The 25364-nt window shown below is 40.3% G+C and carries 18 protein-coding genes, 1 tRNA gene and 1 pseudogene; 1 reads left to right on the top strand and 19 read right to left on the bottom strand.

The genetic code is table 11. The features are described from left to right. The 9 genes and pseudogenes from SINDD18_RS08410 to SINDD18_RS08365 all read right to left on the bottom strand — a co-directional run. Nucleotides 1–400: pseudogene (locus SINDD18_RS08410) on the bottom strand (N-acetylmannosamine-6-phosphate 2-epimerase); the annotation flags it as partial. Nucleotides 401–799: 399 nt separating this feature from the next. After that, nucleotides 800–4123 carry an SIALI-17 repeat-containing surface protein gene (locus tag SINDD18_RS08405; protein ID WP_061863812.1) on the bottom strand — a complete coding sequence of 1108 codons (3324 nt, stop codon included), beginning with the start codon at nucleotides 4121–4123 and terminating at the stop codon, nucleotides 800–802. 640 nt (nucleotides 4124–4763) lie between these two features. Continuing rightward, nucleotides 4764–8816: an SIALI-17 repeat-containing surface protein gene (locus SINDD18_RS08400; RefSeq protein WP_061863811.1), complete on the bottom strand. Its 4053-nt coding sequence runs from the start codon at nucleotides 8814–8816 to the stop codon at nucleotides 4764–4766. Nucleotides 8817–9186: 370 nt separating this feature from the next. Then, the gene (locus SINDD18_RS08395; RefSeq protein ID WP_061863810.1) at nucleotides 9187–10170 is read right to left on the bottom strand and encodes an acetylxylan esterase; all 984 of its coding nucleotides are present in this window, start codon (nucleotides 10168–10170) and stop codon (nucleotides 9187–9189) included. Between the two features lie 449 nt (nucleotides 10171–10619). Further along, nucleotides 10620–11546, bottom strand: a complete 927-nt coding sequence (locus tag SINDD18_RS08385; protein WP_061863809.1) for an ATP-binding cassette domain-containing protein — start codon at nucleotides 11544–11546, stop codon at nucleotides 10620–10622. Between the two features lie 10 nt (nucleotides 11547–11556). After that, a complete protein-coding gene (locus SINDD18_RS08380; RefSeq protein ID WP_049528226.1) occupies nucleotides 11557–12624 on the bottom strand; it encodes an ABC transporter ATP-binding protein in 1068 nt (355 codons plus the stop codon). An 8-nt stretch (nucleotides 12625–12632) separates the two neighbouring features. Then, nucleotides 12633–13559, bottom strand: a complete 927-nt coding sequence (gene oppC / locus SINDD18_RS08375) for an oligopeptide ABC transporter permease OppC (RefSeq protein ID WP_049528229.1) — start codon at nucleotides 13557–13559, stop codon at nucleotides 12633–12635. Next, entirely contained in the window at nucleotides 13559–15055 is a 1497-nt protein-coding gene (locus tag SINDD18_RS08370) for an ABC transporter permease (protein WP_049528232.1), read from the bottom strand. Before SINDD18_RS08370 ends, oppC begins: the two co-directional genes overlap by 1 nt. A gap of 65 nt (nucleotides 15056–15120) precedes the next feature. Then, nucleotides 15121–17100: a peptide ABC transporter substrate-binding protein gene (locus SINDD18_RS08365; RefSeq protein WP_061863808.1), complete on the bottom strand. Its 1980-nt coding sequence runs from the start codon at nucleotides 17098–17100 to the stop codon at nucleotides 15121–15123. 179 nt (nucleotides 17101–17279) lie between these two features. Here SINDD18_RS08365 and SINDD18_RS08360 point away from each other — a divergent pair. After that, nucleotides 17280–17350: transfer RNA gene (locus SINDD18_RS08360), tRNA-Cys, on the top strand. Between the two features lie 86 nt (nucleotides 17351–17436). On the opposite strand, the gene SINDD18_RS08355 is transcribed toward SINDD18_RS08360, so the two are convergent. The 10 genes from SINDD18_RS08355 to SINDD18_RS08310 all read right to left on the bottom strand — a co-directional run. After that, a complete protein-coding gene (locus SINDD18_RS08355; RefSeq protein WP_060956211.1) occupies nucleotides 17437–18768 on the bottom strand; it encodes a hemolysin family protein in 1332 nt (443 codons plus the stop codon). A gap of 116 nt (nucleotides 18769–18884) precedes the next feature. Further along, the gene (locus tag SINDD18_RS08350) at nucleotides 18885–19715 is read right to left on the bottom strand and encodes a DNA/RNA non-specific endonuclease (RefSeq protein WP_061863807.1); all 831 of its coding nucleotides are present in this window, start codon (nucleotides 19713–19715) and stop codon (nucleotides 18885–18887) included. Nucleotides 19716–19909: 194 nt separating this feature from the next. After that, entirely contained in the window at nucleotides 19910–20104 is a 195-nt protein-coding gene (locus tag SINDD18_RS08345) for a DNA-directed RNA polymerase subunit beta (RefSeq protein ID WP_075230249.1), read from the bottom strand. Then, complete coding sequence (gene murA / locus SINDD18_RS08340) at nucleotides 20091–21377, bottom strand: UDP-N-acetylglucosamine 1-carboxyvinyltransferase (RefSeq protein WP_061863806.1); 1287 nt, start codon at nucleotides 21375–21377, stop codon at nucleotides 20091–20093. The genes SINDD18_RS08345 and murA overlap by 14 nt, the downstream gene beginning before the upstream one ends. A 25-nt stretch (nucleotides 21378–21402) precedes the next feature. Beyond that, entirely contained in the window at nucleotides 21403–21633 is a 231-nt protein-coding gene (locus SINDD18_RS08335) for a DUF1146 family protein (RefSeq protein WP_061863805.1), read from the bottom strand. Between the two features lie 56 nt (nucleotides 21634–21689). Next, entirely contained in the window at nucleotides 21690–22727 is a 1038-nt protein-coding gene (locus SINDD18_RS08330) for a SepM family pheromone-processing serine protease (protein ID WP_061863804.1), read from the bottom strand. Beyond that, the gene (gene coaD, locus SINDD18_RS08325; RefSeq protein WP_061863803.1) at nucleotides 22711–23199 is read right to left on the bottom strand and encodes a pantetheine-phosphate adenylyltransferase; all 489 of its coding nucleotides are present in this window, start codon (nucleotides 23197–23199) and stop codon (nucleotides 22711–22713) included. The genes SINDD18_RS08330 and coaD overlap by 17 nt, the downstream gene beginning before the upstream one ends. Next, nucleotides 23189–23728, bottom strand: a complete 540-nt coding sequence (rsmD, locus tag SINDD18_RS08320) for a 16S rRNA (guanine(966)-N(2))-methyltransferase RsmD (RefSeq protein WP_061863802.1) — start codon at nucleotides 23726–23728, stop codon at nucleotides 23189–23191. Before rsmD ends, coaD begins: the two co-directional genes overlap by 11 nt. Before the next feature lie 60 nt (nucleotides 23729–23788). Then, nucleotides 23789–24781 (bottom strand): aspartate--ammonia ligase, encoded by a 993-nt coding sequence (gene asnA / locus SINDD18_RS08315; RefSeq protein WP_000747986.1) that lies wholly within the window; start codon nucleotides 24779–24781, stop codon nucleotides 23789–23791. Between the two features lie 96 nt (nucleotides 24782–24877). Continuing rightward, the coding region (locus tag SINDD18_RS08310; protein ID WP_241497364.1) for a Bax inhibitor-1/YccA family protein at nucleotides 24878–25364 on the bottom strand (487 nt) is incomplete at its 5' end.

Genomic DNA, 25364 nt, shown 5'->3' with positions numbered 1-25364 from the left:
GTTGATTTGGATATTTTTCTTTGATTTGGCGGATAAATTCTTGGATCTCTAAACCATCATGACGTTCACGTTTGGTACAGTCAAGAGCAATGACTTCGATGTCAAGAGCTGCTAGTTCATCTACCTCTCTCATAGTCGCTGTGATGAATGGTTCCTGTGGTGGATAATCACGTTTAATAATTCCGATAATCGGAAGTTTAGTGACCTCTTTAATCTCCTTAATATCTCGAACACTGTTTGCTCGGATACCGACTGCACCACCTTGTTCAGCTGCTTTCACCAACAAGGGGATAACTCCTCCCGCTTCTGTGTAGAGCGGTTCATGAGGAAGTGCCTGACAAGAAACGATGATTCCATCTTTGATTTGTTCAATCAAGGCTTCTTTACTAATTTGTGGCATCTACTTTCCTCCTTTTCTTTTCCTTTGTGTTTATGTGACTATTATAGCTTATTATTAAAGCGCTTTCAATAACTTGTGCTAGAATAGATTGGAGTTTCAAAACAATTTTATGCAACAGTCTCTTCTGAAAGTAGTTTCAGGGACCTAAAATCCATCCCAACACCTCTTAAATCTTGAAAACAGCCCTTTTTTCTCGCAAACATGAAAGAAAAAGGCCGTAACTAATTTTCGTTACGACTCTTTCTAACTAATACTCTTCAAAAATCAAATTCAAACCACGTCAGCGTCCCCTTGCCGTACTCAAGTACAGCCTGCGGCTAGCTTCCTAGTTTGCTCTTTGATTTTCATTGAGTATAAGATTTAGTTTCACTAAGGAAACCTTCAATTTTAACGATTTGACTAATCTTCTTTTCTCTTCCCCAAAGCAAACATACCAAGGAGCATCCCCACAAGTCCTACTGAGGCAATGACAGAGTCATCTTCGTTTCCTGTCTTAGGAAGAACATCTTGACGAACTGCAGGTGCTTGATAGGTCTTATCTTGTGACATAGCCTGTGATACAATAGACTGCTGACCTTTGTGATCTGGATCTTTATGGCCTGCTCCTTCTGAACCTTTGACATCGCCTACAAATCCTGGTTTTTCTGTCGGTGCGACGTCATTCTTCACACTGCCCGTAAATGCTGGGACTTCATGAACAGCTGGTTCTAGACCATTGACACCACCCGCAAATCCTGGGTTTTCAGGAGTTACAGGACTATCAGCGCTTACTCCGCCTGTGAATTCTGGTACTTCATGCACAGCTGCTTCACTACCATTGACTCCACCTGTAAATTCTGTAAGTTCCACTATCGGGGCTGCTTCTTCACCTACTGTACCAATAGCTTCAGTATACTCTGGGAGCTCCGTTACAGCAGCCTCTTCGCCATTTACCCCACCTTCGAATTCTGGTACTTCATGAACAGCAGCTTCTACACCATTAACACCACCTGTGAATTCTGGTACTTCGTTAACAGCAGCTTCACTACCGTTGGCAGCTCCAGGAATACCTGCTCCTTCAAGACTCACTGGAAGGTTGTGCATACTCTCGATAGCTCCAGAAGCAAGTCCAGTTATCTCCTGACCAAGATCTGACTTGTCTATTGTGAATAGAAGAGTCTTAGTATCGTACTGGGTCATAAAGTTTATTTTTTTACCATTTGCCAACTGAAGTGTTGGGATTTTGTTAACCAAAACTTCTGAATCAAATTCTACTGCAAGAATTCCTGGCCATTTTTCAATAACATTTTTAACTTTGGCTTCTTTAGGAGAAATTCTTTCCTTCGTTAGGAAATCCCAGTTGAATTTCTTGAAGGATAGAGTATAAGGATTGCCACCAGCTTCATGATGTTCGTACAAGAGACCAAATTCTTTTGGTCCGATCTGTTGAAGTGAGTTATAGGCGTACTCCCCTTCTTGAATCAAATGATGATGCAGCCAAGTCAACTCGCCATCTTCTTCTACGCGAGCTACTCGAATATAACCATTCTTACGACCTGGGCCATTGGCATTTGCTAGAAGGATGTACTCTTTACCATCTTGAACCGTATGAGTCGCCGCCATTTGAACATAAACATCAGGTACATCATAGCGCGCTACATAGTTGTCCCATGTAATACCACCATCATGACTTGTCGCAACCTGCAAATCACCAGTCAAACCACGCATAAAGAGTTTTAACTGACCATTGTTCAGCTGAACAACTGAAGCCTCCGTATTTTGAGCGTAGTAATTGTTCATGTTGCTTGAATCAACTACTGTACCATCATAAAGTGTACGGTTATCATTGACACCGCCGCCCATATGCCAAGTCTTACCATGATCATCTGAGTAGATGATACGAGATGATTGAGATCCGTTGAGATGGTTTGTTCTGTTTGTCGTATAGACAGGAACGACGATCCGACCTTTATGAGGTCCATTCTGGAGGGTAATGCCCACTCCAGGTCCCACACCTAAGAATTTCATCCAATCAGCTTTGACCATTGGAGTAATATCTTGTGGTGCAGACCAAGTTTTACCATCATCATCACTGTAAGACATCCATAGGTAGCTGTCTTTAGCAATTCTAAATGGAGAAGTTTTATTGCTTGTAAAATAGATATTTCCTAGCAGTTGCTCTCCCTGATAAAGATCACCTTTATCGCTATAAGCCGGCTTGACTGGATTTACAACAACACGGTAATCCGTTGCCTGACCATCTGGTGTGTAGACAACACCATTTTCACGAATCGTATAGGCTCCATTTTCTCCTTCACGATAGAGAATTTGATAAGTTTTTCCATCGATTTCTTTGTAGGCCTCTTCTTTTTGAGAAGACATACCAAAGATACCTTTCCCTTCTGGGAACATATCATAGACTGAGAAGATACGCTTGGTTTCAGTATCTTGAACCAAGACCATGTCAATATTCACTGGTGAACCAACAGATGGATCATTGGCTTTTGGGTTGTCACGAAGATTGGTAAGAGTGATGCGATCGCCCCATGTTTGGCCCTTGTCTTCACTTCGTTTAACGACCATACCGATATCACCCCAATCATAGTGGTGTAAGCGGCGTTCGTCAGCACCAGCAATCAGAGTTCCCTTGTCAGTCTTAAGGAGGGCTGGAATACGATAGCTATTAATACCATCTGGATTTGACTGCCCATTTTTACCAGCTTCAAAGACATCCTTTTTATCTGTTATCTCAGCTCCTTCTGGAAGCTTTTTCTCTAATTCGGATCTTTCAAAGAGGTAGCTACGATTTTGAACCTCTTCTGGACTCAAGGCACGATCGTAAACAGTTAGATTACGAACTTGTAAGCCTGCCCCCCAAACCATACTTCCTGCACGATTTGTGGAACCAATTTGCATATGATTTACATCAGGCATATCTTTGATAAAGCGTCCTGATTTCTTACTTGTTCGTGACAAAACTCCGTTTACATAGAGACGAACTTGTCCATCTGGAGAATCAGCACTTGGTCTTTCAACTGTAAAGGTTACTGAATTCCACTGACCTGGTTTGACTGTTAATGGTGCGTCTGTGTATCTATCATAAAATTGGTCGCCGTTTTGATCGCGGCCTTCGATTAAGGCAACATTATTATACACAGCCATTGTAAAGTATTCATTTCTTACCTTATCACTTGAGACTGAGAAAAGGTTGTAAAATGCTGGTGCAGAAGCATCTGGTTTGAACTCCATATGAATGGTCGCATTTTGAAGCTGTTTCAGTTTTTCCAATTGCTCTGTCAGATCAATTCTATTGCTATTTGCAGCATTGGTCTCTACATCTTCCTTTTCAAGAACAGTATTGACATTTTCCAACTCTCTAGCATAGTAATCACGTGGAAGCACAGCTGGATCTTTTTCGGTTTCTCTAGTTGCTTCTGCCGTTTCTGCTGTTGCAGTTGTTTCTGTCGTTGCAGTTGCCTCTGTTCCAGTATGTGCTTCTGTAGATGCATGTGTGACTGTATCTACCCCATTAGAATCTGTCGCAGTCTTTTCAGTATCTACTGCTTTTTCTACCTGATCCTTCTCTACTCCTAGTTCTGTCGTTTCCTTATTGGTAGTTGTTGATTCTTGTGCCAATACTGGCGATGCACCCAAAACAACTGCTCCAATCACTACTGAAGCGGCTCCTACTGTAAATTTGCGAATTCCGTATCGTTGTTTTCTATCCAACTGATTATGCTTCATCTTTCTTCCTTTCATTTTTAAAAATAAAGCGCTTTCTTTTTTGCTTAAAATTTTTAGTCATCTGACTAAATGACAAAAATCACTTTTTCACGAATGGTTACACTCGCTCTTTCAAATTTTCTCTCACTTAACGATCAACAATCTCTCATCATTCCATCGTTAACTAGAGTATCCTACTCCTTTCAAATTTTATCTTACTCTCATTATATAATAATTCCTCCCCTTTTAAGAGAGATTGAAACAGAACAGATTGTACTTTCAATTTTTGAAACACAAACTCAGACAGTTGAAACTACTTTCGGATGCTTTGAATTTTTTCAAACAGAAAATTGCTTCATTCGGTTGAATCGTTTTTTTAATGAACTTTATCTCAAACTTATACTCAATGAAAATCAAAGAGCAAACTAGGAAGCTAGCCGCAGGTTGCTCAAAACACCGTTTTGAGGTTGTGGATAGAACTGACGAAGTCAGTAACACATATACGGTAAGGCGAAGCTGATGTGGTTTGAAGAGATTTTCGAAGAGTATTAACTATTTGACTCCTGATTTATCTAGATCAAAAGGCCGTAACTTTTTCTAGTCACGACCCTTTCTAATATAAGATCAAATTTCTCTATGAATTTCGTTGGTTTTAACTATTTCATTGATTTTCTTTTTTCTTGCCCATGGCAAACATACCTAGGAGCATGCCTACAAGTCCTAGAGAAGCAAGAGGAGCAAGATCTTCACTTCCTGTTTCAGGAAGAAGTTGCTGACGAGCAGCAGGGGCTTGATAAGTTTTATCTTGTGCCATAGCTTGAACCACAATTGACTGTTCTCCCTTATACTCTGAGACCTCATGGATAGCAGCTTCAGCACTGTTTACACCACCTACATAGGCTGGAACTTCTGTACTCGCAGCTTCTAGCCCATTAACACCACCTGTATACTCTGGCACCTCTAACTTAGCGGCCTCTACTCCATTGACGCCACCTGTGTACTCTGGAACTTCTAACTTAGCAGGTTCTACTCCATTAACGCCACCTGTGTACTCTGGAACTTCTAACTTAGCAGGTTCTACTCCATTAACACCGCCTGTATATTCTGGTACCTCTAACTGAGCGGCCTCTACTGCATTGACGCCACCTGTGTACTCTGGAACTTCTAACTTAGCAGATTCTACCGCATTCACACCACCTGTGTATTCTGGAGAATCTAACTTAGCGGATTCTACTGCATTAACACCACCTGTGTATTCTGGAGCTTCTAACTTAGCGGATTCTAATCCATTGACGCCACCTGTATATTCTGGCGCTTCTAACTTAGCGGATTCTACTGCATTAACACCACCTGTATATTCTGGAGAATCCAACTTAGCAGCCTCTAATCCATTCACGCCACCTGTATATTCTGGCGCTTCTAACTTAGCGGATTCTAATCCATTGACACCACCATCAAATTCTGGGACTTCTGATTTAGTTGCTTCCTCACCATTGACGCCACCTACGTACTCTGGAACTTCTAACTTAGCGGATTCTACTGCATTAACACCGCCTTCGAACTCTGTACTTTCTGCCTTAGCTCCTTCCTCACCATTGACTCCACCTTCAAAGGCTGGAACTTCATGAACGGCAGACTCTCCTTTTGAGCTTTCTACTAGACTACCCTCTGGAACTTCATGGACCGCGGCTTCCTCACCGTTCACACCACCTTCAAAGGCTGGCACATCATGAACGGCCACTTCGGCACCATTAACCCCACCTTCAAATTCCGGAACTTCGTTAATAGTTCCTGGTGGATTTTCTTCAACCTCTATTTCTGGAACGTCATGAACAGCCGCTTCTTCGCCGTTCACACCACCTTCAAAGGCTGGTACATCATGAACGGCTGCTTCCTCACCGTTGACGCCACCATCAAAGGCTGGATCCTCATGAACTGTACCTTCACCATTGACTGCACCTGTAAATTCTGGGACTTCATGGATTTCTGCTTTTGCTCCATTTTTACCACCAGGGACTCCTGCACCTTCAAGACTTACAGGCAAATTATGCATGCTCTCAATTGCACCATCAATGATTTCTGTAATTTCTTTACCAATATCTTCCTTGTTAACTGCGAAAAGCAATGTTTTGGTATCGTATTGCGTCAAGAAAGCAGCAAAGTTACCATTTGCCAATTTAAGAACTGGTGGTTGATTCACCAATACTTCAGAATCAAATTCTAGAGCAATGACATTTTTGCTCATCTCCACAGCATTTTTTACAGTTGCTTTTGTTGGAGCAATTCTATCCTTGCTTAAGAAATCCCAGTTGAATTTCTTATAAGACAAGGTGTATTCATTTTGAGTGGCAGTTGCATGCTCATAAAGCAAGCCAAATTCACCATTTCCAAGATCTTGCAAGGAGTTATAGGCAAATTTGCCACTTTGAATTGGATTGTGCTTGAGCCAAGTTAAATCTCCATTAGCTTCCACACGCGCTAAGTGCACCAGACCATTGTAACGTCCTGGCCCACCTGCATTACTGAGGATGATATATTCCTTACCATCTTGCACCGTATGAATGGCAGACATTTGAACGTAGACGTCTTTGACATCTGAATAGCGTTTTACATCTTTTTCCCAAGTTGCTCCGCCATCTTTACTTGTCGCTACTTGAAGATCACCTGTCAATCCACGCATGAAGAGTTTGAGATCCCCATTATTCAACTGAACAACAGTTGACTCAGTATTTTGAGCACCTGAATTATTCATAGTTGAAGAATGAATTGTTTGGTTACCTACTGGACGGTTATCATTGACCGCTTCACCAGCGTGCCAAGTTTCACCATGGTCATCTGAGTAAATGACGCGTGAAGACTGAGAACCACTTAGGTAGGATACGTTATTTGTAGTGTAGGCAGGGATAACAAGACGCCCTTTATGAGGTCCTGAATGTAAGGCAATACCTGTACCAGGTCCAGTACCTAAGAAGTGCATCCAGTCCTTACGAATGCCGTATGTAATATCTTTTGGTGCAGACCAAGTTTTACCATCGTCATCACTATAAGACATCCAGAGATAGTTGGTGTTTGAAACTCTAAAGATATTCTTGTCGCTGTAATCAAAGTAGACATTACCGATTAGTTCCTCACCCTTGTAAAGGTCACCCTTATCACTATAGGCTGGTTTCTTAGGATCAACTACAACACGGTATTCTGTCTTTCTATTTTCAGGGTCAAAGACTTCACCATTTTCACGGATTGTATAACGTCCTGCTTCACCTTTTTTGTATAGAACCTGATAAACCTTATCTCCAATTTGCTCATAGGCTTGTGGTGCTTTTCCTGGTAAATCTCTGACAGCTTCACCTTCTACGAACATATCAAAAATAGAGAAGATTCGCTTAGTTTTCGGATCTTGGACTAGGGCCATGTCAATGTTGACTGGTGATCCCGCATGAGCTCTTCTGGCATTCTCATTGTCCCGAGGATTTGAGATGACAATTCTATCTCCCCACGTTTTGCCCTTATCATCACTACGACGAACAACCATACCGATATCGCCCCAGTCAGAGTGATGCAAGCGTCTCTCATCTGCACCAGCAATCAAGGTTCCTTTATCAGTTTTCAGCAGGGCAGGAATGCGGTAGCTTGCGATACCATCTTTATTTGGCTTGCGGTTCTCACCACCTTCAAAAACATCCAGTTTATCAGTAACTTCTGCTCCTTCAGGAAGTTTCTTCTCCAACTCTCCTCTTTCAAAAAGTTGGCTACGTTTTTTAACTTCTTCTTGAGAAAGAGCACGGTCATAAACCGTTAGATTACGGACTTTAAGATTGGCGCCCCAGAAGTTTTTGCCTGTGCGTTTTGTTGTACCGATTTGTACATGGTTGACATCTGGCATATCTTGAATGAAACGACCAGACTGAGGACTTGTACGCGACAAGACACCATTCACATAGACACGAACTTGACCTTTTGGTTGGTCTGCATTTGGTCTTTCAACTGTAAAGGTTACAGAGTTCCACTCACCTGGCTTAATTTTCAAAGGAGCAGTTTTATAATCACCATAGAATTGGTTTCCATTTGCATCACGACCTTCAACGATAGCTGTGTTATCAAGGATGGCCATAGTGAAATACTCATTTACTTTGGTATCACTAGAAACTGAGAAGAGGTTGTAAAAACGTGGAGCAGATGCATCTGGCTTAAACTCCATATGAATGGTCGCATTTTGAAGTTTTTTAAGCTTGTCGAGCTCCTCCTTCATGTCAACTCTTTGACCGTTTGAAGGATTGGTTTCAACATCTTCTTTCTCTATAACAGTATTGGCATTTTCCAACTCTCTTGCATAAAAGTCACGCGGAATGTTTCCAACTTCTTCTTCGTCTTTACTCTCTGTAGCTGGAGTTTCGTTTGATGTTTCTGTTCCGGTTGGTTTTTCAGACGCTGGGTTTGCTTGCAACTCTTCACGGCTCACTTCTGTTCCACTATTATTTACTGTGGTTACTTGGCCTGCAAGCTCCTTATCTAAATTAGCTAGACTTCCTGTCTCTACTTCCTTAGGCAATTCTGGCAAAGATTGCCCCGCTGTTTCACCATTCGCTGATGGCGCCTCTTGAGCCAAAGCCGGTGCAGCACCAAAAACAACCGCTCCAATCACTACTGAAGCTGCTCCAACTGCAAATTTCCGAATTCCATATCTCTGTTTTCTATCAAAATCTCTCTGATTCATGTTTTCCCTTCCGTTATTTTTTTAAAAAATAAAGCGCTTTCTTTTTTGCTTAAAATTTTTAGCCACTCAAACTAGCTGCAAATAAGAAACTGTATTATTGAATGGAATTGCCATTCTTTGTAAATGAAATGCTGTTGCACTTTTATAAACTCTATGTTAAGAATAAGCAAACAGCTAGACTCCTTTCATTTTTTATCTTAACCATATTATATAATAAATATTCTAAATTTTAGACTTTATAATCTATAATAGATTCTACTTTCAAAGATATTTAGAAGTTTCAAACCACCTGAAACTACTTTCTCATTATCTGAGTCACATAAAGAAAAGCCTGTAGTTCATTCGAAACTACAGAGCTATTTTTCAATTTTTAGTGACCAAGATAGGTAAAGGGGATCTCACTGCCACACAACCAGTTGTAAACTTGATCATTGACATGAACATTCATGGCTTCGTGAGCATATTCAGGCATGATACGATAACTCTTTTCACAAGTCAAACGGTTGTAAATAGCAAACTGAGTGATTGGATAGCAGACATCGTCATCAAGTCCAGTAATCATCCGAACTTCCCCCTTAATACGATGGGCAAGATTTTTTACATCGATATAGCTAAGTGTTTCCATAATCTGCTCTTCAGTCTCATGGAATGGATCATGGAACTTAAAGTAACGAAAGAGCTCATCATAGGCTTCGCTAGTATTTCCAATCTCTATCACTCGTCTAAAGTCTGACAAGAATGGATAAATAGCTACGGTTCGCTTAATCCGTGGATTTAACCCCGCAGCCACCAGAGCCAGCGCTCCTCCTTGAGAAGCTCCATAGCTTGCTAATTGGCCTTCATCCACTTGTGGGAAACTAGCTACAATCTCAACTAATTGATAAATATCAAGATAAACATCCTTATAGAAGAGTTGCTCTTTTCCTTCTACTGCACCACGAATGATTTGGCCCTTAACTGTATTTCCGAGAGGTGAGCGCAAGCCATCTTGTGAGTAACCAGACTGACCACGGACATCCATAGATACAACACCATAACCAGCGACTGTAAAGGCCAACATATCTGTCCAATCCCAACAACGTCCCATATAGCCATGGAAGTGGAAAATGACAGGTACTTTCTTTTCTGATTTTGGTAAGACCACTCTCGCATAAACGAGCCCATCACGTGTACCTTTAAAAGTTAGCTCATAACACTTCACATTTGGAATACGAAAATCACGTTCCTCTAATTGGTAATCTGGCAAGACCGAAACCTTCTCAATCTCCCCATCCCAAAAATCGTCAAAGTCTTGCGGAACTTCATCTCGCCCTCTGTAAGTTTTCATTTCTTCTATTAGTGCTGGATTTCTCATAAAACCCTCCTTAATTTTGTAACCGTTACCATAACTCTAGCACATAAAGGAAGGCAATGCAAGACTGATATTTTAAATAGAAAGTGATTTTAATTTTGAAGATTCATAAAAGCTTATCTGAAAGTAGTTTTATCCATTCCATTCTGTATAAATTCAATACACTTTCAAAGAATAACAGCTTCTTTGGTCTCTCCTCCAAGAGTCATTGAAGACTAGTCTTATCTTATACTCTTCGAAAATCTCTTCAAACTACGTCAGCTTTATCTGCAACCTCAAAGCCGTGCTTTGAGCAACCTGCGGCTAGCTTCTTAGTTTGCTCTTTGATTTTCATCGAGTATTAGCATGTTTTCGGGTATATAGTTGTCTATCTTTAAACTAGTTTTTTACAAAAAATAAAAAAGTTTCATAATCTTAATAGAATTGTTCTACCAAGATTACAAAACTCTTTCTTATTTCAAATCTTTTTTATAGCGTTCCAACTCTGCTTGGTTTGCCCAAACATAGTGACCTGGACGAATTTCTACCATAGAAGGTTTATCAGTTTCATAGTCATGTTGATCTGGATCATAGACTTTCAAAACTTTTTTACGTTCCAAGATTGGGTCTGGAATAGGAACAGCTGATAGAAGTGCTTGCGTGTATGGATGAACTGGATTATTAAACAATTCTTCAGTTTCAGCCACTTCAACAATAACACCCTTATAAATTACCGCAATACGATCAGAAATGAAACGAACTACTGACAAATCGTGGGCGATAAAGAGATAAGTCAATCCTAATTCTTTTTGGAATTTCTTGAGCAAGTTCAAAACTTGGGCACGTACTGAAACGTCCAAGGCTGAAATTGGCTCATCCGCAATAACGAAGTCAGGTTGCATAACCAAGGCACGGGCAATCCCAATACGTTGACGTTGACCACCTGAAAACTCATGTGGATAACGTGTCAAGTGTTCAGCCAAAAGTCCCACTTCACGAATGATATTTTGAACTTTTTCTTTTCTTTCTTCTTCATCTTTAAACAAATGATAGTTATAAAGACCTTCAGAAATGATATAGTCAACCGTTGCACGTTCATTCAAACTTGCAGCAGGGTCTTGGAAAATCATTTGAATACGACGGATTAATTCCGAAGCTTCTTCACGTGATTTTTTACCATTAATTTTTTTACCTTCAAAGATGATATCACCTTTGCTAGTATCATTAAGACCGATAATAGCACGACCAATTGTTGTCTTACCACTACCAGACTCTCCAACAAGTGAGAAAGTTTCTCCTTTGTTGATAAAGAAGTTCGCATTTTTAACAGCGACAAACTTTTTGCTTCCTTCACCGAAGGAAATTTCTAAGTCTTTAATTTCTACTAATTTTTCAGACATTTCCTTCCTCCTAGTCCTCAAGATGTGTAAAGCCCATCTTTTCACGAATCTTGTCGTGTAAATCTGCAATCACCGATGGTTTTTCAACTTTTGGAGCTTGTTCATGAAGCAACCATGTCTTAGCCCAATGAGTATCAGATACTGCAAACTGAGGTGCTTTTTCCTCGAAGTCAATCTTCATAGCATAATCTGAACGAAGAGCAAAAGCATCTCCCTTCAATTCAGTATAAAGCGATGGAGGTGTTCCAGGGATTGAGTACAATTCACCTTTGTCATCCGCAAGTTGAGGCAAGCTTGACAAGAGGCTCCATGTATATGGATGACGTGGGTCGTAGAAGATTTCTTCAACAGTACCATACTCGACGATTTCACCAGCATACATAACTGCAACTTTATCAGCGATACTTGCTACAACACCTAGGTCGTGGGTGATAAAGATTGTTGTAAAGTGGTATTCGTGTTGAAGTGACTTCAACAAATCAATAATCTGTGCCTGAATGGTCACGTCAAGAGCTGTTGTCGGCTCATCACAGATAAGAATGTCTGGACGACAGGCAAGAGCAATCGCGATAACAATACGTTGACGCATTCCCCCTGAATATTGGAATGGATACTCGTCAAAACGTTTCTCAGAATCTGGAATACCAACTTTATTCATATAGTCAATAGCCATCTCTTTAGCTTCTTGAGCAGTCTTGCCTTGGTGTTTAACAATAACTTCTGTGATTTGACTTCCGATTGTCTTGATTGGGTCTAGACTGGTCATCGGATCTTGGAAGATAGTTGCAATCTTCGCACCACGAATACTTTCCCATTCTTTATGAGAAGATAAGGCTGTCAAATCTTGTCCACGGTAATTAATACTACCTTGTGCAATACGACCATTTTCTTCCAACATTCCTGTGAATGTTTTTGTCAAAACTGATTTACCTGAACCTGACTCCCCAACTAAGGCGAGGACCTCTCCCTCAATCAAATCGATGGAGACACCTCGAATAGCTGTCAAAATCTTGTCACGAACATCAAATTCCACGACAATATCTTGAGCAGTCAAAATTACATTTTTTCCTTTTATCATGTCTACTCCTATCTATGTGTACGTGGATCACTAGCATCCGCTAGGTTTTGACCTACTACGAAAAGGGACAAGGATACCAAGACCAAAGTTGTCAATGGAATCCAGAAGAGATATGCATTGGTTGTTACGTTCTGAGAATAATCTGAAATCAAACGTCCCAAACTTGGTACTGTGATGGGCAAGCCAAGTCCAAAGAATGATAGGAAAGCCTCATATGAGATAAAGGCTGGAAGCATTTGCGACGTACTCGTAACAATAACAGATACCAATTGGGGCATAATGTTTTTCACAATAATCTTATAACTTGGTGTTCCCAAGGTACGTGAAGCAAGGTTGTACTCTAAATCACGGTAACGTAACATTTGGATACGAATTGAATGGGCAACACCAATCCAAGTGGTTACACTCATGGCAAAGATCAAGTTCCAGAAACCTGCCCCGATAGAGTAAGTCAAAACAATAACGATCAAAAGTGATGGAATATTGTTGATAACGTTGTAGACTTCCATCATGATACGGTCAACTGATTTTGAGATCCCCCAAAGTCCACCAATGACAACACCGATAAAAAGGTTAACAAAGGTAGCAATAACCGAAATCAAGATAGAGTTACGAGCCCCAAACCAGACACCATCAAAGAGAGATTTACCATTACTGTCTGTTCCAAACCAATATTCAGCATTTGGCTTAATGTAACGAGCGCTAAAATCGTTTACCTTACTTACATCATTAAAGTCAAAATCAGAAAACATTGGGTAAATGAAACTCATCAAAACAATTGCAATCAAGATACCTAGCATGATTACTGTTGATTTCTTCTTCAAAAACTGTCTAAAGACAGAACCCCAGTATGAGTAGGCAGGAGCATCAATTGCTTCAGAGGCATAATCATCACGTTTTACAAACTGAAATTTTTCATTACTAATTGTAGACATTATTTGCCTCCTTTCTCTGTCAATTTAATACGTGGGTCAATAATCGTCATCCAAATATCACCAATAAGGTTTGAGAAGATTGAGACACAAGTGAAGATAAAGACAAGACCAACTACCATATTATTGTTTGAAGCCTTTACAGAGTCGATCAACATTTTACCCATACCTGGGAAGGCGAAGACTGTTTCTGTAAGAGTTGCTCCACCAATAACACCAATGATAGCACCTGGAATACCAGAAACAAGTGGTACCATAGCATTTTTAAAGATATGCTTATCAGAAATCTCTTTCTCAGACAAACCTTTTGCACGAGCAAAACGAACGAAATCTTGTGATTGCAAGTCAATCATATAACGGCGAATCCAAATTGCCATAGTAGGTGCTCCTAACAAGCCCAAAATCACAGCAGGAAGGACATAAGAACGCCAATCACCAGCACCCAAGATTGGGAATGAGTCTGGGAAGCCGATTGAAGAACCAATCAAACGAATAATATAGACTAGGGCAATCGTTGGAAGAGCCAACAAGAAAGTTAGAGTCCCTGTAGCGAAACTATCAATCCAAGTGTTTTTGAAACGAGCCATTGCTGAACCAAGAGGAATCGCAATCGCGTATGAAATCGAAAGACCAATCAAACCAGTGATAGCAGAACTTGCAATCATAGATGGGTACTGATAGTTGCTCTCAGTAGCTGTATAAGGATCATCTTTACCGTAGTTGGCTACTTCACGAGCATCAGCTTGACTCGGAGATTTATAAGTTCTTGAGTAAATATTAACTGATGATGTTTTCTTACCAGTTGGGAATTGAACTTCAGAAGTCTTGGTTTGTCCTTGTCCTTGTGTAATAACTTGAAGAACAGGAGTATTGGCATAAGTTGGATAAGAATCTCCTAGGTTCAAGTTGACAAAGTTTTGGTGAACAAATGGGAACTGACTATTGAAGTACAAGAGGTATTTATGTTTAGTACCTGAACCCACAAGAGACCAACCGATCGCAGGGTCATTCTCAAAGCGCAAATAACGCTCTAAGTTTGGATTTTCTGGGTCTTGAATCTTGTTTGTATGGTCAATATCAAGCAAGTTTGCATAGAATTTGAACACACGCTCAAAAATAGGAATTTCACGTGTAGCGTAGAATTGTCCACTCTCTGTAAACTCACCAAGAGTCCAACCATTCCCAAGTTGTTGGATATATTTTTCATAGATTGCTTTATTTGTATCATTTGCATCTACTGTAACAGAAGAGTCAATGCTACTAGCTTTTTCCTGCAACTCTTTCGTATCGTAATATTCGATATAACCCATACGCTCAAAGACAGTATTTTCATAGTTATCTCGTTTATCAGCCGTTGTCGCAATTTTATTGTAGTTAGTATCTTGTTTGAAGATCAACTTCCGTGGAACCATCGTATAGATGATTGTGTAAATCAAGGTCGTTACTAAGAAAATAGAAACCAACGACCGCAAGATACGCATAAAAACATATTTTTTCATATTATTTCCTTTAAAATCCCAAAAGAACCTTCTCCTTTAGGAGAGAAAGTTCTGATGAGCATTATTTATTTCACATGACTCGCTAACTCTTTTTGAGCTTTTTCGTTTGATTCAGCTTTTTCTTTGAGCCATTTTTCACGAGCTTCTTTGTACTCTTTGGTTGTTACAGTGTTAGCTTGCAATTTAAGGTACTTGAAGTATACATCTGAACCTTTATCACCAGATTGAGTGTAAGAGGCTGAGAATGGTACTACACGAGAAATAACTGGTGCTGCTCCTGAAGATGACATAGCTGGAAGGAAGAGTGAGCTATCTGTCAACCAAGCTTGAGCTGCTGCATATTTCTCATAACGTTTGTTAAGGTCACTTGTTTCACTAGCTGCATCATCAACTAATTTGTCGTAATCTTTCAAACCAACTTGAGCAACCGCTGGGTTTGATGGATTGTCATAGCCCATGTAGGTCTTAGTTGTTTCACTATTAGTTGATTTCAAGATATCAAGGTAAGTCGATGGATCATCATAGTCTGGATTCCATCCAACAGCACCTGAAAGGTCCCAATCTTCTGCTGCCGCACTAGCAGCGTAGTACGTGATATTGTGTAATTCATCCGTAGTGATTTGTTGGATATCGATAACTACATTATCTGTACCCAAAGCGGTTTCAACAGATTGTTTGAATGATTGGATACGAGCGATATAGTTTTTAGATGTTTGGTCAACTGGAATATCCAAGTGGATTGGGAATTTCACACCATCTGCTTCAAGGTCTTTTTTAGCTTTAGCTAGTTCTGCTTTAGCTTTATCAGCATTGTAAAGACCATCTTGGCCATCCGCAAAGTTTACATCTTTCCACTCATCACCATAAGAAACAACTTTCTCAGTGACCAAGTCACCAAATGTTTTTTCACCTGCTGAAACAAATTCTGGTTTTACGAAGAGGTTACGGACAGCAAGGGCTGCTCCATCCTTACCATTTAGCTGAGCAGAGTATGATGTACGGTCAAATGCAAAGTTCAAAGCTTGACGGAAGTCTTTGTTAAGAAGGGCTTTCTTAGTAGATGTTTTTTCTTCGTCAGTTGTTTTGGATGTGTACTTATAGCTTTGACGGTCAATATTAACACCCAAACCAGCAATACCAGCTCCTTGTGGAGTATAGTAAATATTGTCTTTGTATGTTTCTGCGATTTTAGAATAATTTGAACTTGTTGGGAAGAGTCGGGCGTAACTGTATGCTCCACTTGTAAAGTTACGTTCGATTGATTCTTGGTCTGAACCATCATAGAATGCAAGCGTTACAGTATCTAAATGAACATTATCTTTATCCCAATATTGCTCATTCTTCACAAACTCAACAGAAGACTTAGCCGTCAACCCTTTAAGCAAGAAAGGTCCATTGTAAAGCAATGATGTTGGATCTGTAGACTTACCAAAGTCAGAGCCTTTTGATTTTTCAAACTCTGCATTCAAAGGCCAGAAGATTGCGTAAGACATTTTAGAGTTCCAGTATGGCTCTGGTTTATTCAAAGTGTATTGAAGAGTGTAATCATCAACAGCTTTTACACCAACAGTTGAAAAGTCAGTTGAGTTTCCAGCCACATAATCTGCCAAACCTTTTACAGAATCTTGGGCAAGATACAATGCTTCTGATTTCTTATCAGCTGCGTGTTTCAAACCTGTAACAAAGTCATTAGCAGTTACTTCTGCATATTCTTCACCATCAGATGTGAGCCATTTTACACCTTTACGAATCTTATAAGTGTATGTCAATCCATCTTTAGACACTGACCAGTCTTCAGCTAATGCTGGAGTCAAGTTGCCATATTGGTCATTTGTAAAGAGTCCATCAATACCATTTGAAGTGACAACTTTAGTACTTTGTTTACCAGAGATAAGGTAGTCCAATGTTTCTGGATCAGCAGTGTATACATAACCATATGCTTTTGGCGCTTCAGTATTAGAAGTTTTTGAAGAACCGCAAGCTGCAAGAACACCTGTAGCAAGCAAGGCAACACCTGCTACTGCAAGAATCCGACTTTTTTTCATATTTATAAACTCCTCGTTTTAAATTGTGGATATTGAAGATTATACCACAGTTTTTTTAAAAAGTAAACGAATTTTCAGAATATTTTGTCGCATGTTTTTTTAAACATTTGAATCTTATGTTTTCAGAAAAGAAAACTATTGACGAGATTTAATTTAAAAGGTATAATAATAAAAGTTAAGGCGGTATAGCCAAGTGGTAAGGCACGGCTCTGCAAAAGCTTGATCGTCGGTTCAAATCCGTCTACCGCCTCTATATTATCGAAGGCTCCCACAGGAGTCTTTTCTTTTTTACTACTAGAAAAGCTTTATCAGTTCTACTCTGATAAAGCTTTTGTTTTATTCTGTTTCTTCTTCTGATTCGAGTTCTTGGATTTGAACCTTAAGCTTGGTTACACGTCCATTTTTGACCTTATCATTGGTTAGAGTGATATGCTTATTGCTACTTTCTAACTCATAGCTAAGTTTTTCTGATGTTGGAATAGTTCCCACACCAGTCAAATAGTAACCAGCAATTGTATCTACATCATCACTTTCAAGTTCAACATCAAAGTAGTCATTGAAGTCATTTAAATTCATTGTCCCTTGGACGATATAGATATTTTCGCCAATAGTGTGAACATAGACCTCAGCTCGGTCGGTTTCATCATCTATTTCACCAACAATCTCTTCAAGTAAATCCTCAAGAGTAACCAAACCAGCCATTCCCCCATATTCATCAAGAAGAATTGCCATCTGTCTTTGTGAATTTCTCAACTCTTTTAACAAATCATCCACAAAAATAGTTTCAGGTACAAAGAGCGGTTCCTGCAAAATCTTTCTCAATACGATATTGTCAAAACCATCGGTAAACCCTGCTTTTAGCAGACTCTTGGTATGAATCAAACCAATCACGTTATCCTTGTCATCATCATAGACAGGAATACGAGAAAAGTTTTGTTTTAAAATGCTTTCGATAATGGTTTGAGTATCATCTTGAATATCAACCATGAAGGCATCCGTTCGAGGAACCATGACTTCACGTGCCATAAGCTCGTCTAGCGAGAAAATACCTTGTAACATTTCGATTTCATCAGCATCTAAGGTTTCTTCACTATTGGTAAGCATATACTCAATCTCATCACGAGTCATTTTTTCATCTGCATCGTCAAATGTCATCGGTGTCAATTGACTCAAGAGATTAGTTGATGCTGAGAGCATCCAAACGAAGGGACTCACAATCTTACCAAGTCCAATAATAAACGGTACTGTTCGGATAGCCAAGGCATCCTTAAGATTTAGAGCAATTCGCTTAGGATAAAGCTCACCAAAAACAATAGAAATATAGGTCAAGAAAGCTAATGATAAGAAGCTAGCTACCGCATAGGCAGTTTCGCTATTTCCCATCCAAGAGGCGATTAACTCTCCAAGTGAATCTGCTAGTTTAGCCCCTGACAAGATCGTAATTAAGGTGATACCAACTTGAATAGTTGATAAAAAGTGATTAGGGTTTTCAAGCACCTTTAGCAAACGGATATAGCGTTTATCTCCCTCTTCAGCTTTTTGCTCAACACGCGAACGACTAAGTGAAACCATGGCCATTTCTGTTGCAGAGAAAAAGGCATTTAAAAAGGTCAAAACAACTAATAAAACAAATTGCAGTAACAAATCCTGACTGCTCGGGTCTTCCATTTTCCTTCTCCTAAATAGTATAATTGAGTCTATTATACCACATTTTTTCTCTTCTACACATTATTTTACGATTTCAATAGTTAATCCCCTATCTGAGGAGATAAGGGATTTTTAGTCTATTTTGCTTTGGTAACCGTAACTTGACCTGTTCGGTAGTCAAGCTGAATTCCCTTTTGGACATTTGGAATAACGACATTAAACTCCAACTCCCCATCAGAGGACTTGGCTTCAATCTGAGAAGCTGACGGTACCAAATCTTCCTCAGTAGCATAGAGTAATGTCACGCGGTAACGAACTCGTTTGTTTTGATCTAGGGCTTTTCGAACCAAGCTCTCATAGTAGTTTTGGCCTGTCGAATCTTCTGCACGCGCTTGGTTGGCCCAAGCTGTCTGTACGGCAATGTTTTTAGGATTGCTAGTAGAAGCATCAAAACCATCTAAACCACCGATTAAGGCATAGCCCAACAAATGCCCTCTATCGACCGCATGATTGTAACTTCCCTTTAGATTCTTAACCTGATGCCAGCCTGCTGGAGTCCAAGAAGTCGAGCCATTCCCGGTTTCTTCACGGTCCTTGTACTGTCTTGTTGCTTTTGACATGAGGGCATTAGCAACAGTTGGAACCGTCTCCCCACCTACAGTTTTTGTTTTATTATCAGCATAGGGTTTGCTTGAAACCTTTGCATCCAAATTAGTCTTATTCCCATTGACAATAAAGGCCCCTGCTCCATTCCATTCAAGAGAACCCTTAATTTGTTTTTTGATAGAATCTGTCAGGACACTTTCAGCTAATTCTTGACTTGGAGCATCCGATGATTGAGACTTCTGCTTTACTTGCGTATGAGGCGCAGAGTTGGTAGCTTGCATCTCCTTGATATAATAACTTCCTGCTGACAAGAGCAGAAAAAGCAAGAGACCTACTAGAGTCTGTCTAGTTTTTTTATTCATATTTTCTCCTTATACTCTTCGAACCACGTCAGCTTCCATCCACAACCTCAAAACAGTATTTTGAGCTGACTTCGTCAGTTCTATCCACAACCTCAAAACTGTGTTTTGAGCAACCTGCGGCTCTCTTCCTAGTTTGCTCTTTGATTTTCATTGAGTATTACATTCGATTCCTAGAAAAAGGCTGGTGTCCCAGCCTATTTCCCTGTAAATTTTGTGATGAGTTCTTGCCATTTTGCTGGCGCCAAAATAGCCCAAGGGTCTTCCCCCTTCCCTAGAATACCATAGCCAATCATCAAACCAATTGCAAGAGCTAAAGCACCTAGAAGGAGAACTAGCATAACCAAGACAAAACGACGCAATACATATTTGGCTTCTTTATTCATCTTCATCAGCTTCCACACTTACCCGTTCAATATTAGCTCCTAACTGAGCTAATTTTTCATGGAAACGGTAGTAACCTCTATCCAAGTGGATAAGTTTTCCAACAACCGTCTCACCTTCAGCTACTAATCCTGTTAAAATCAAGGCCGCACTAGCACGCAAGTCGGTTGATAGAACTTCTGCACCTTGGAGTTGCTGTCCGCCAATAATACGAGCTGTATCACGGATAATTTCTGAGTGCAAGCCCATACGACGCATCTCTTCTAAATGTTGGAAGCGATTCTCAAACACAGTCTCCACCATGGTTGATTCACCTTGAGCTACCGTCATCAAGGCCGTAAACTGAGCCTGCATATCTGTTGGAAATCCTGGATGTGGTAATGTCTTAACATGAACCGCCTTTAGCTTATCCCGCTGAGAACGTACACGAATCCCTTCATCCTCATCAATGACTTCAACACCCATTTCGAGCAATTTAGCTATCAAGGGACGGTTGTGTTCCCAAATGGCATCTTGAATCAAGACATCTCCACCGGTCATAGCAGCTGCTACCATGAAGGTTCCAGCTTCGATACGGTCTTGTACAACATTGTGGGTCGCACCATGCAATTTCTCAACACCCGTAATGGTAATAGTTTCTGTACCAGCACCTTTGACTTTGGCACCCATTTTATTTAGGAGAACAGCCAAGTCGACAATCTCAGGTTCACGCGCCGCATTTTCAATGACAGTTACGCCCTTAGCAAGAGTTGCCGCCATCATCAAGTTTTGAGTAGCACCTACACTTGGGAAGTCCATGTAGATATGTGCACCGTGCAAGCGTTCTGCTTTAGCTTCGATATAACCTGCTGTCTGAGTAATTTGAGCCCCCATTGCTTCGAGTCCCTTTAGGTGAAGGTCGATAGGGCGACTACCGATGGTACAGCCACCTGGCATAGAAACCTTTGCGTGTCCTACACGAGCCAAGATTGGCCCCAATACTACAATAGAAGCACGCATCTTGCTGACATACTTGTAGGGAGCTTCTTCTGTGATATCCCCAGTTGCATCAACTTCGACAATATGAGCATCCTGATCAAAATCAACTTGAGCATGCAATCCACGAACCACTTGATTCATGGTAAAGACATCTGATAAGATTGGAACATTTTTTAAAACAGTTTTTCCTTCACTTGCTAAAATAGTTGCCGCTAGTAGAGGCAAAACTGCATTTTTTGCGCCCTCGATGGTGACACTTCCAATCAAGCGATTATCGCCACCTCGAACTACAATTTTTTCCATAAAATATTTTCCTTTACTTACAATTTTAGAATAGCGCTCTAATTGCTTCTTGCCAGAGTTGGTAGAGATTTAGGAAAAAAGAACTAATCAGATATCCTAAACCGATACTAAACAATACTACCAAGAGTCGAATCTTCCCCGCATTGTCCTTGCTCACCTTTAAAATCTGATCCCATTTAACCAGGTCTTTCAAAAGTTGAAAGACTAGATAGACAAAGAACATATGACTACTAAGGGTTAAAAATAATTGAATCATCGGCCTATTATACCATCTTCTCTTTTTCTACGCTAGTTTATAGATTCCCCTACTTTTTAGGGATTATTTTTCAAATAGTCAATCGCATCCTGAAGTGTTTTTACTGGAACAATCTTCATATCTGTCTTGATCATTTCAGCAACTTCTACAGCCGTATCATAATTACTTTTTGCATGTGGATTGGCCTTTTTAGCTTCTTCAGTTACTGGATTGTTAGGAGCAAAGAAGACTGTTGCTCCTTTTTTAGCTGCGGAGACAACCTTTTTATCAATCCCACCAATATCACCCACATTACCATCTCTGTCAATGCTTCCTGTACCAGCTACGATACGGCCATTCCGAAGTGTTGGTTCTGCAATCTGTGTATAAATGGATAAACTAAACATAAGCCCTGCACTCGGCCCACCAATTCCTGCTGTTGAAAAACGAATTGGGATATCACTAGTCACTTCCGTGCGGTCAATCAGGCCAATCCCGATACCATTTTTCCCGTTTTCCAGAGTAATAATTTTCCCTTCGGCAGACTTGATTTGCCCATCTTCTTCATAGGTGACCTTAACCTTATCTCCTAGAGCTTGAGAATTGACATAGTCAACTAAATCCTTAGAACTCTCAAAAGTCTTAGCATTAACCGCTGTTACTGTATCAGCAATATTGAGAATCCCTTTAAAGGTCGAATTATCGGTAACGGTTAAAACGTAGACCCCAAGGTAGTTGAGCTCTATCTCTTTTCCAGCAGCCTTCAAGCCTTGGTATTTGGCCATGTTCTGCGAAGTTTCCATGTAGAATTGGTTGATGCGGACAAATTCTGCGTCTGATGAACCACCTGTCATTTCCTTAGCACTATGAATATCTGTGAAAGGTGTTAGCCAAGCATAGATCAAATGAGCTAGTCGAGCACGTTGGACACCAACTGTTACAAACTGGTAAGAACCTTCCTCTTGATCAGGCTGATTATTTACCTGTAATACCTTACGAATATCCTCTGAAGTCCCTGGAACCTCAATGTAATAAGGCAAGGGCACTGTAAAAGCAACAAAGGTAATGATAAGTCCCACAATCAGGTATATGGGCCATCTAGTCTTTTTCTTCATCTTCTAATTCCTCCAAGACAGTATTTGGTACATACTCACTGATATCTTGACCAAATTTTAATAGTTCTCTCACAGCTGAAGAGCTGATGTGAACATGCTCTGGTCGACTGTGGAGATAGATTGTCTCCATTTCTCCCGCTAATTTATGGTTGTAAAAATCAAAACTAGCTTCATACTGAAGATCCGTAGTATTGCGTAAACCACGCACTAAGATCTCTGCACCTAATCTTCTAGCAACATCAACGACTAATTCATCGTGAGAAGCTATGACTTTGACATTGTTGAGATGTGCTACTGCTTTTTCAACAGTTTTCTTTCGGCTCTCTATCGGTAAAAATCCCGTTTTGTGGGGATTATAAAAAATCCCTACATACAATTGATCAAAGAGCTTACTTGCACGCTCAATGAGATCCAAATGTCCATTGGTCATCGGATCAAAGGAACCTGTAAATAGCCCAATCTTATCTGACATAAACCGTCACCTTACTAATCCCATATATTTTTTCCTTCCAGATACCCAAACAAGCAATTTCTTCTGGAAGTTCTACTGATTTATCGGTCTCACAAACCACCATGACATCTTCTGAAAAAAGATTTCTCTCTGCCATTTTTTCAATATCGGACACGATTTGTTCTTTTGCATAGGGAGGGTCCAAAAAAACAAGATCAAAGACACCATCAATCTGTTCTAATGCACGGCTGGACTCTATTTTCAACAATTGAAACTTAGAGGTTTCCTTAGTCATTCGGATATTTTCTGCGACTATATTCTGGGCTCGGCGATCCTTCTCAACTAGAATGGCACTGGACATTCCTCTTGAAACTGCTTCAATGGATAACCCCCCACTACCAGCATAGAGATCTAGCACACGCCCGCCTTCAAAGTAAGGACCAATCATATTGAAAATAGCGCCCCTAACCTTGTCTGATGTTGGCCTTGTCGTTTTACCGTCCAGCGTCTTTAAAGGACGCCCACCGTAGATTCCTGATACGATTTTCATACCGTATATTATACCAAATTCTTATCAAAAAAAGAAAATCGAACCTTACGGCTCGATTGATTAAAGAATATTTTCGTAAGTATCTCTCACTTCTTGCGGCCAAACACTGGTTTGGACTTCACCGATGTGCTTCTTACGAAGCAGGAACATAGCCATACGAGATTGACCAATTCCTCCACCGATTGTCAATGGGAAGAGTCCATTTAGGAGAGCCTTATGCCATTCTAAAGTTAAACGGTCTTCGTCTCCTGTGATAGCTACTTGGCGACGGAGAGTGTCTTCATCGACACGAATGCCCATTGAAGACAATTCAAAGGCTGCACCCAAATTATCATTCCAAACAAGGATGTCCCCATTCAAACCATGATAGCCATTTTCAGACTCAGTTGTCCAGTCATCATAGTCTGGTGCACGTCCGTCATGAGGTTTTCCATCTGACAATTCTCCACCGATACCAATTAGGAAGACCGCACCGAACTCCTTACAGATAGCATTTTCACGTTCTTTTGGTGTCAAGTCTGGGTAGCGTTCTACCAACTCTTCAGTATGGATAAAGGTAATTTGCTTAGGCAAAATTGACTCAATATCATAGCGTGCTTCTACTGCTAACTCTGTTAAACGAATAGCCTTATAAATCTTTTCAACTGTTTCTTTGAGATAGGCTAGATTGCGTTGCCCATTAGGAATGACCTTTTCCCAGTCCCACTGGTCAACATAGACAGAGTGAGTCGCATCTAGCGAATCTTCGTCTGGACGAAGGGCCTTCATGTGAACAAAGAGGCCTTCACCCTCGCCAAAACCAAAACGAGCCAAGGTATGGCGTTTCCACTTAGCAAGGGAATGCACCACTTCATAGGTTTCATCTGGGATTTGCAAAACCTTAACAGAAACTGGATGTTCAATCCCTGAAAGGTTATCCTGCATCCCATCCCCAACCTTACTCAAGATTGGTCCTTGCACTTCCACAACTTCTAATTTATCTTTCAAATACTGGGTAAAGGTATTTTTTACAAAGGAAATTTCTTCCTGTTGATGGATAAAACTTTTCTTCATACATCTCTCCTTTTGAATAATAAGATGATTATACCCTTTTGCCAGTAAAAATAAAAGTAAAAATTAAAAAAAGAGCTCATTTGAGCTCTAAAAGTATTAATCGTCACTTCCAAAGATACGCAAGAAGCTGAGGAAGACGTTGATAAAGTCGAGGTAGAGGCTAAGTGCCAATGAAATTGCCCAACCTGTAGCGACTTGACCATTTGATTCTTCATAAACATAGCGAATCTTTTGGTTATCCCAAGCAATCAAACCTGCAAAAACAAGTACCATGACAATACTGATAATGTAATCGAAGAGACCACTGTTTAAGAATACATTAACAATCATAGCCAAGATGAGACCTACCAAGGCTCCAATCAAAGCACGTCCGATACCACTCAAGTCCTTTTTAATCACAACTCCAATAATAGCCATGACAAAGAAGAGAGCTGCGCTGGAAATAAAGGCCGTTAGAACCGTTCCTGGTAGATAGAGCGACACGATGAAACTCAGTGAAAAACCGTTCACTACTGAATAGATGAGAAACATCGGAAGAGCTGCTGGGCTGTTTTTGTAAGCCATATTACTGGCTGCAATGACA

This window comes from Streptococcus infantis (assembly GCF_001579645.1).
GTDB classification, from domain to species: domain Bacteria; phylum Bacillota; class Bacilli; order Lactobacillales; family Streptococcaceae; genus Streptococcus; species Streptococcus infantis_E.
This window is presented reverse-complemented; position numbering and strand designations above follow the sequence as displayed.

What these genes read in the sequence shown, in the direction of transcription:
- SINDD18_RS08405 (WP_061863812.1), bottom strand. Translation starts at nt 4,123, where the DNA reads ATGAAGCATAATCAGTTGGATAGAAAACAACGATACGGAATTCGCAAA.
- SINDD18_RS08400 (WP_061863811.1), bottom strand. Translation starts at nt 8,816, where the DNA reads ATGAATCAGAGAGATTTTGATAGAAAACAGAGATATGGAATTCGGAAA.
- SINDD18_RS08395 (WP_061863810.1), bottom strand. Translation starts at nt 10,170, where the DNA reads ATGAGAAATCCAGCACTAATAGAAGAAATGAAAACTTACAGAGGGCGA.
- SINDD18_RS08385 (WP_061863809.1), bottom strand. Translation starts at nt 11,546, where the DNA reads ATGTCTGAAAAATTAGTAGAAATTAAAGACTTAGAAATTTCCTTCGGT.
- SINDD18_RS08380 (WP_049528226.1), bottom strand. Translation starts at nt 12,624, where the DNA reads ATGATAAAAGGAAAAAATGTAATTTTGACTGCTCAAGATATTGTCGTG.
- oppC (WP_049528229.1), bottom strand. Translation starts at nt 13,559, where the DNA reads ATGTCTACAATTAGTAATGAAAAATTTCAGTTTGTAAAACGTGATGAT.
- SINDD18_RS08370 (WP_049528232.1), bottom strand. Translation starts at nt 15,055, where the DNA reads ATGAAAAAATATGTTTTTATGCGTATCTTGCGGTCGTTGGTTTCTATT.
- SINDD18_RS08365 (WP_061863808.1), bottom strand. Translation starts at nt 17,100, where the DNA reads ATGAAAAAAAGTCGGATTCTTGCAGTAGCAGGTGTTGCCTTGCTTGCT.
- SINDD18_RS08355 (WP_060956211.1), bottom strand. Translation starts at nt 18,768, where the DNA reads ATGGAAGACCCGAGCAGTCAGGATTTGTTACTGCAATTTGTTTTATTA.
- SINDD18_RS08350 (WP_061863807.1), bottom strand. Translation starts at nt 19,715, where the DNA reads ATGAATAAAAAAACTAGACAGACTCTAGTAGGTCTCTTGCTTTTTCTG.
- SINDD18_RS08345 (WP_075230249.1), bottom strand. Translation starts at nt 20,104, where the DNA reads ATGAAGATGAATAAAGAAGCCAAATATGTATTGCGTCGTTTTGTCTTG.
- murA (WP_061863806.1), bottom strand. Translation starts at nt 21,377, where the DNA reads ATGGAAAAAATTGTAGTTCGAGGTGGCGATAATCGCTTGATTGGAAGT.
- SINDD18_RS08335 (WP_061863805.1), bottom strand. Translation starts at nt 21,633, where the DNA reads ATGATTCAATTATTTTTAACCCTTAGTAGTCATATGTTCTTTGTCTAT.
- SINDD18_RS08330 (WP_061863804.1), bottom strand. Translation starts at nt 22,727, where the DNA reads ATGAAGAAAAAGACTAGATGGCCCATATACCTGATTGTGGGACTTATC.
- coaD (WP_061863803.1), bottom strand. Translation starts at nt 23,199, where the DNA reads ATGTCAGATAAGATTGGGCTATTTACAGGTTCCTTTGATCCGATGACC.
- rsmD (WP_061863802.1), bottom strand. Translation starts at nt 23,728, where the DNA reads ATGAAAATCGTATCAGGAATCTACGGTGGGCGTCCTTTAAAGACGCTG.
- asnA (WP_000747986.1), bottom strand. Translation starts at nt 24,781, where the DNA reads ATGAAGAAAAGTTTTATCCATCAACAGGAAGAAATTTCCTTTGTAAAA.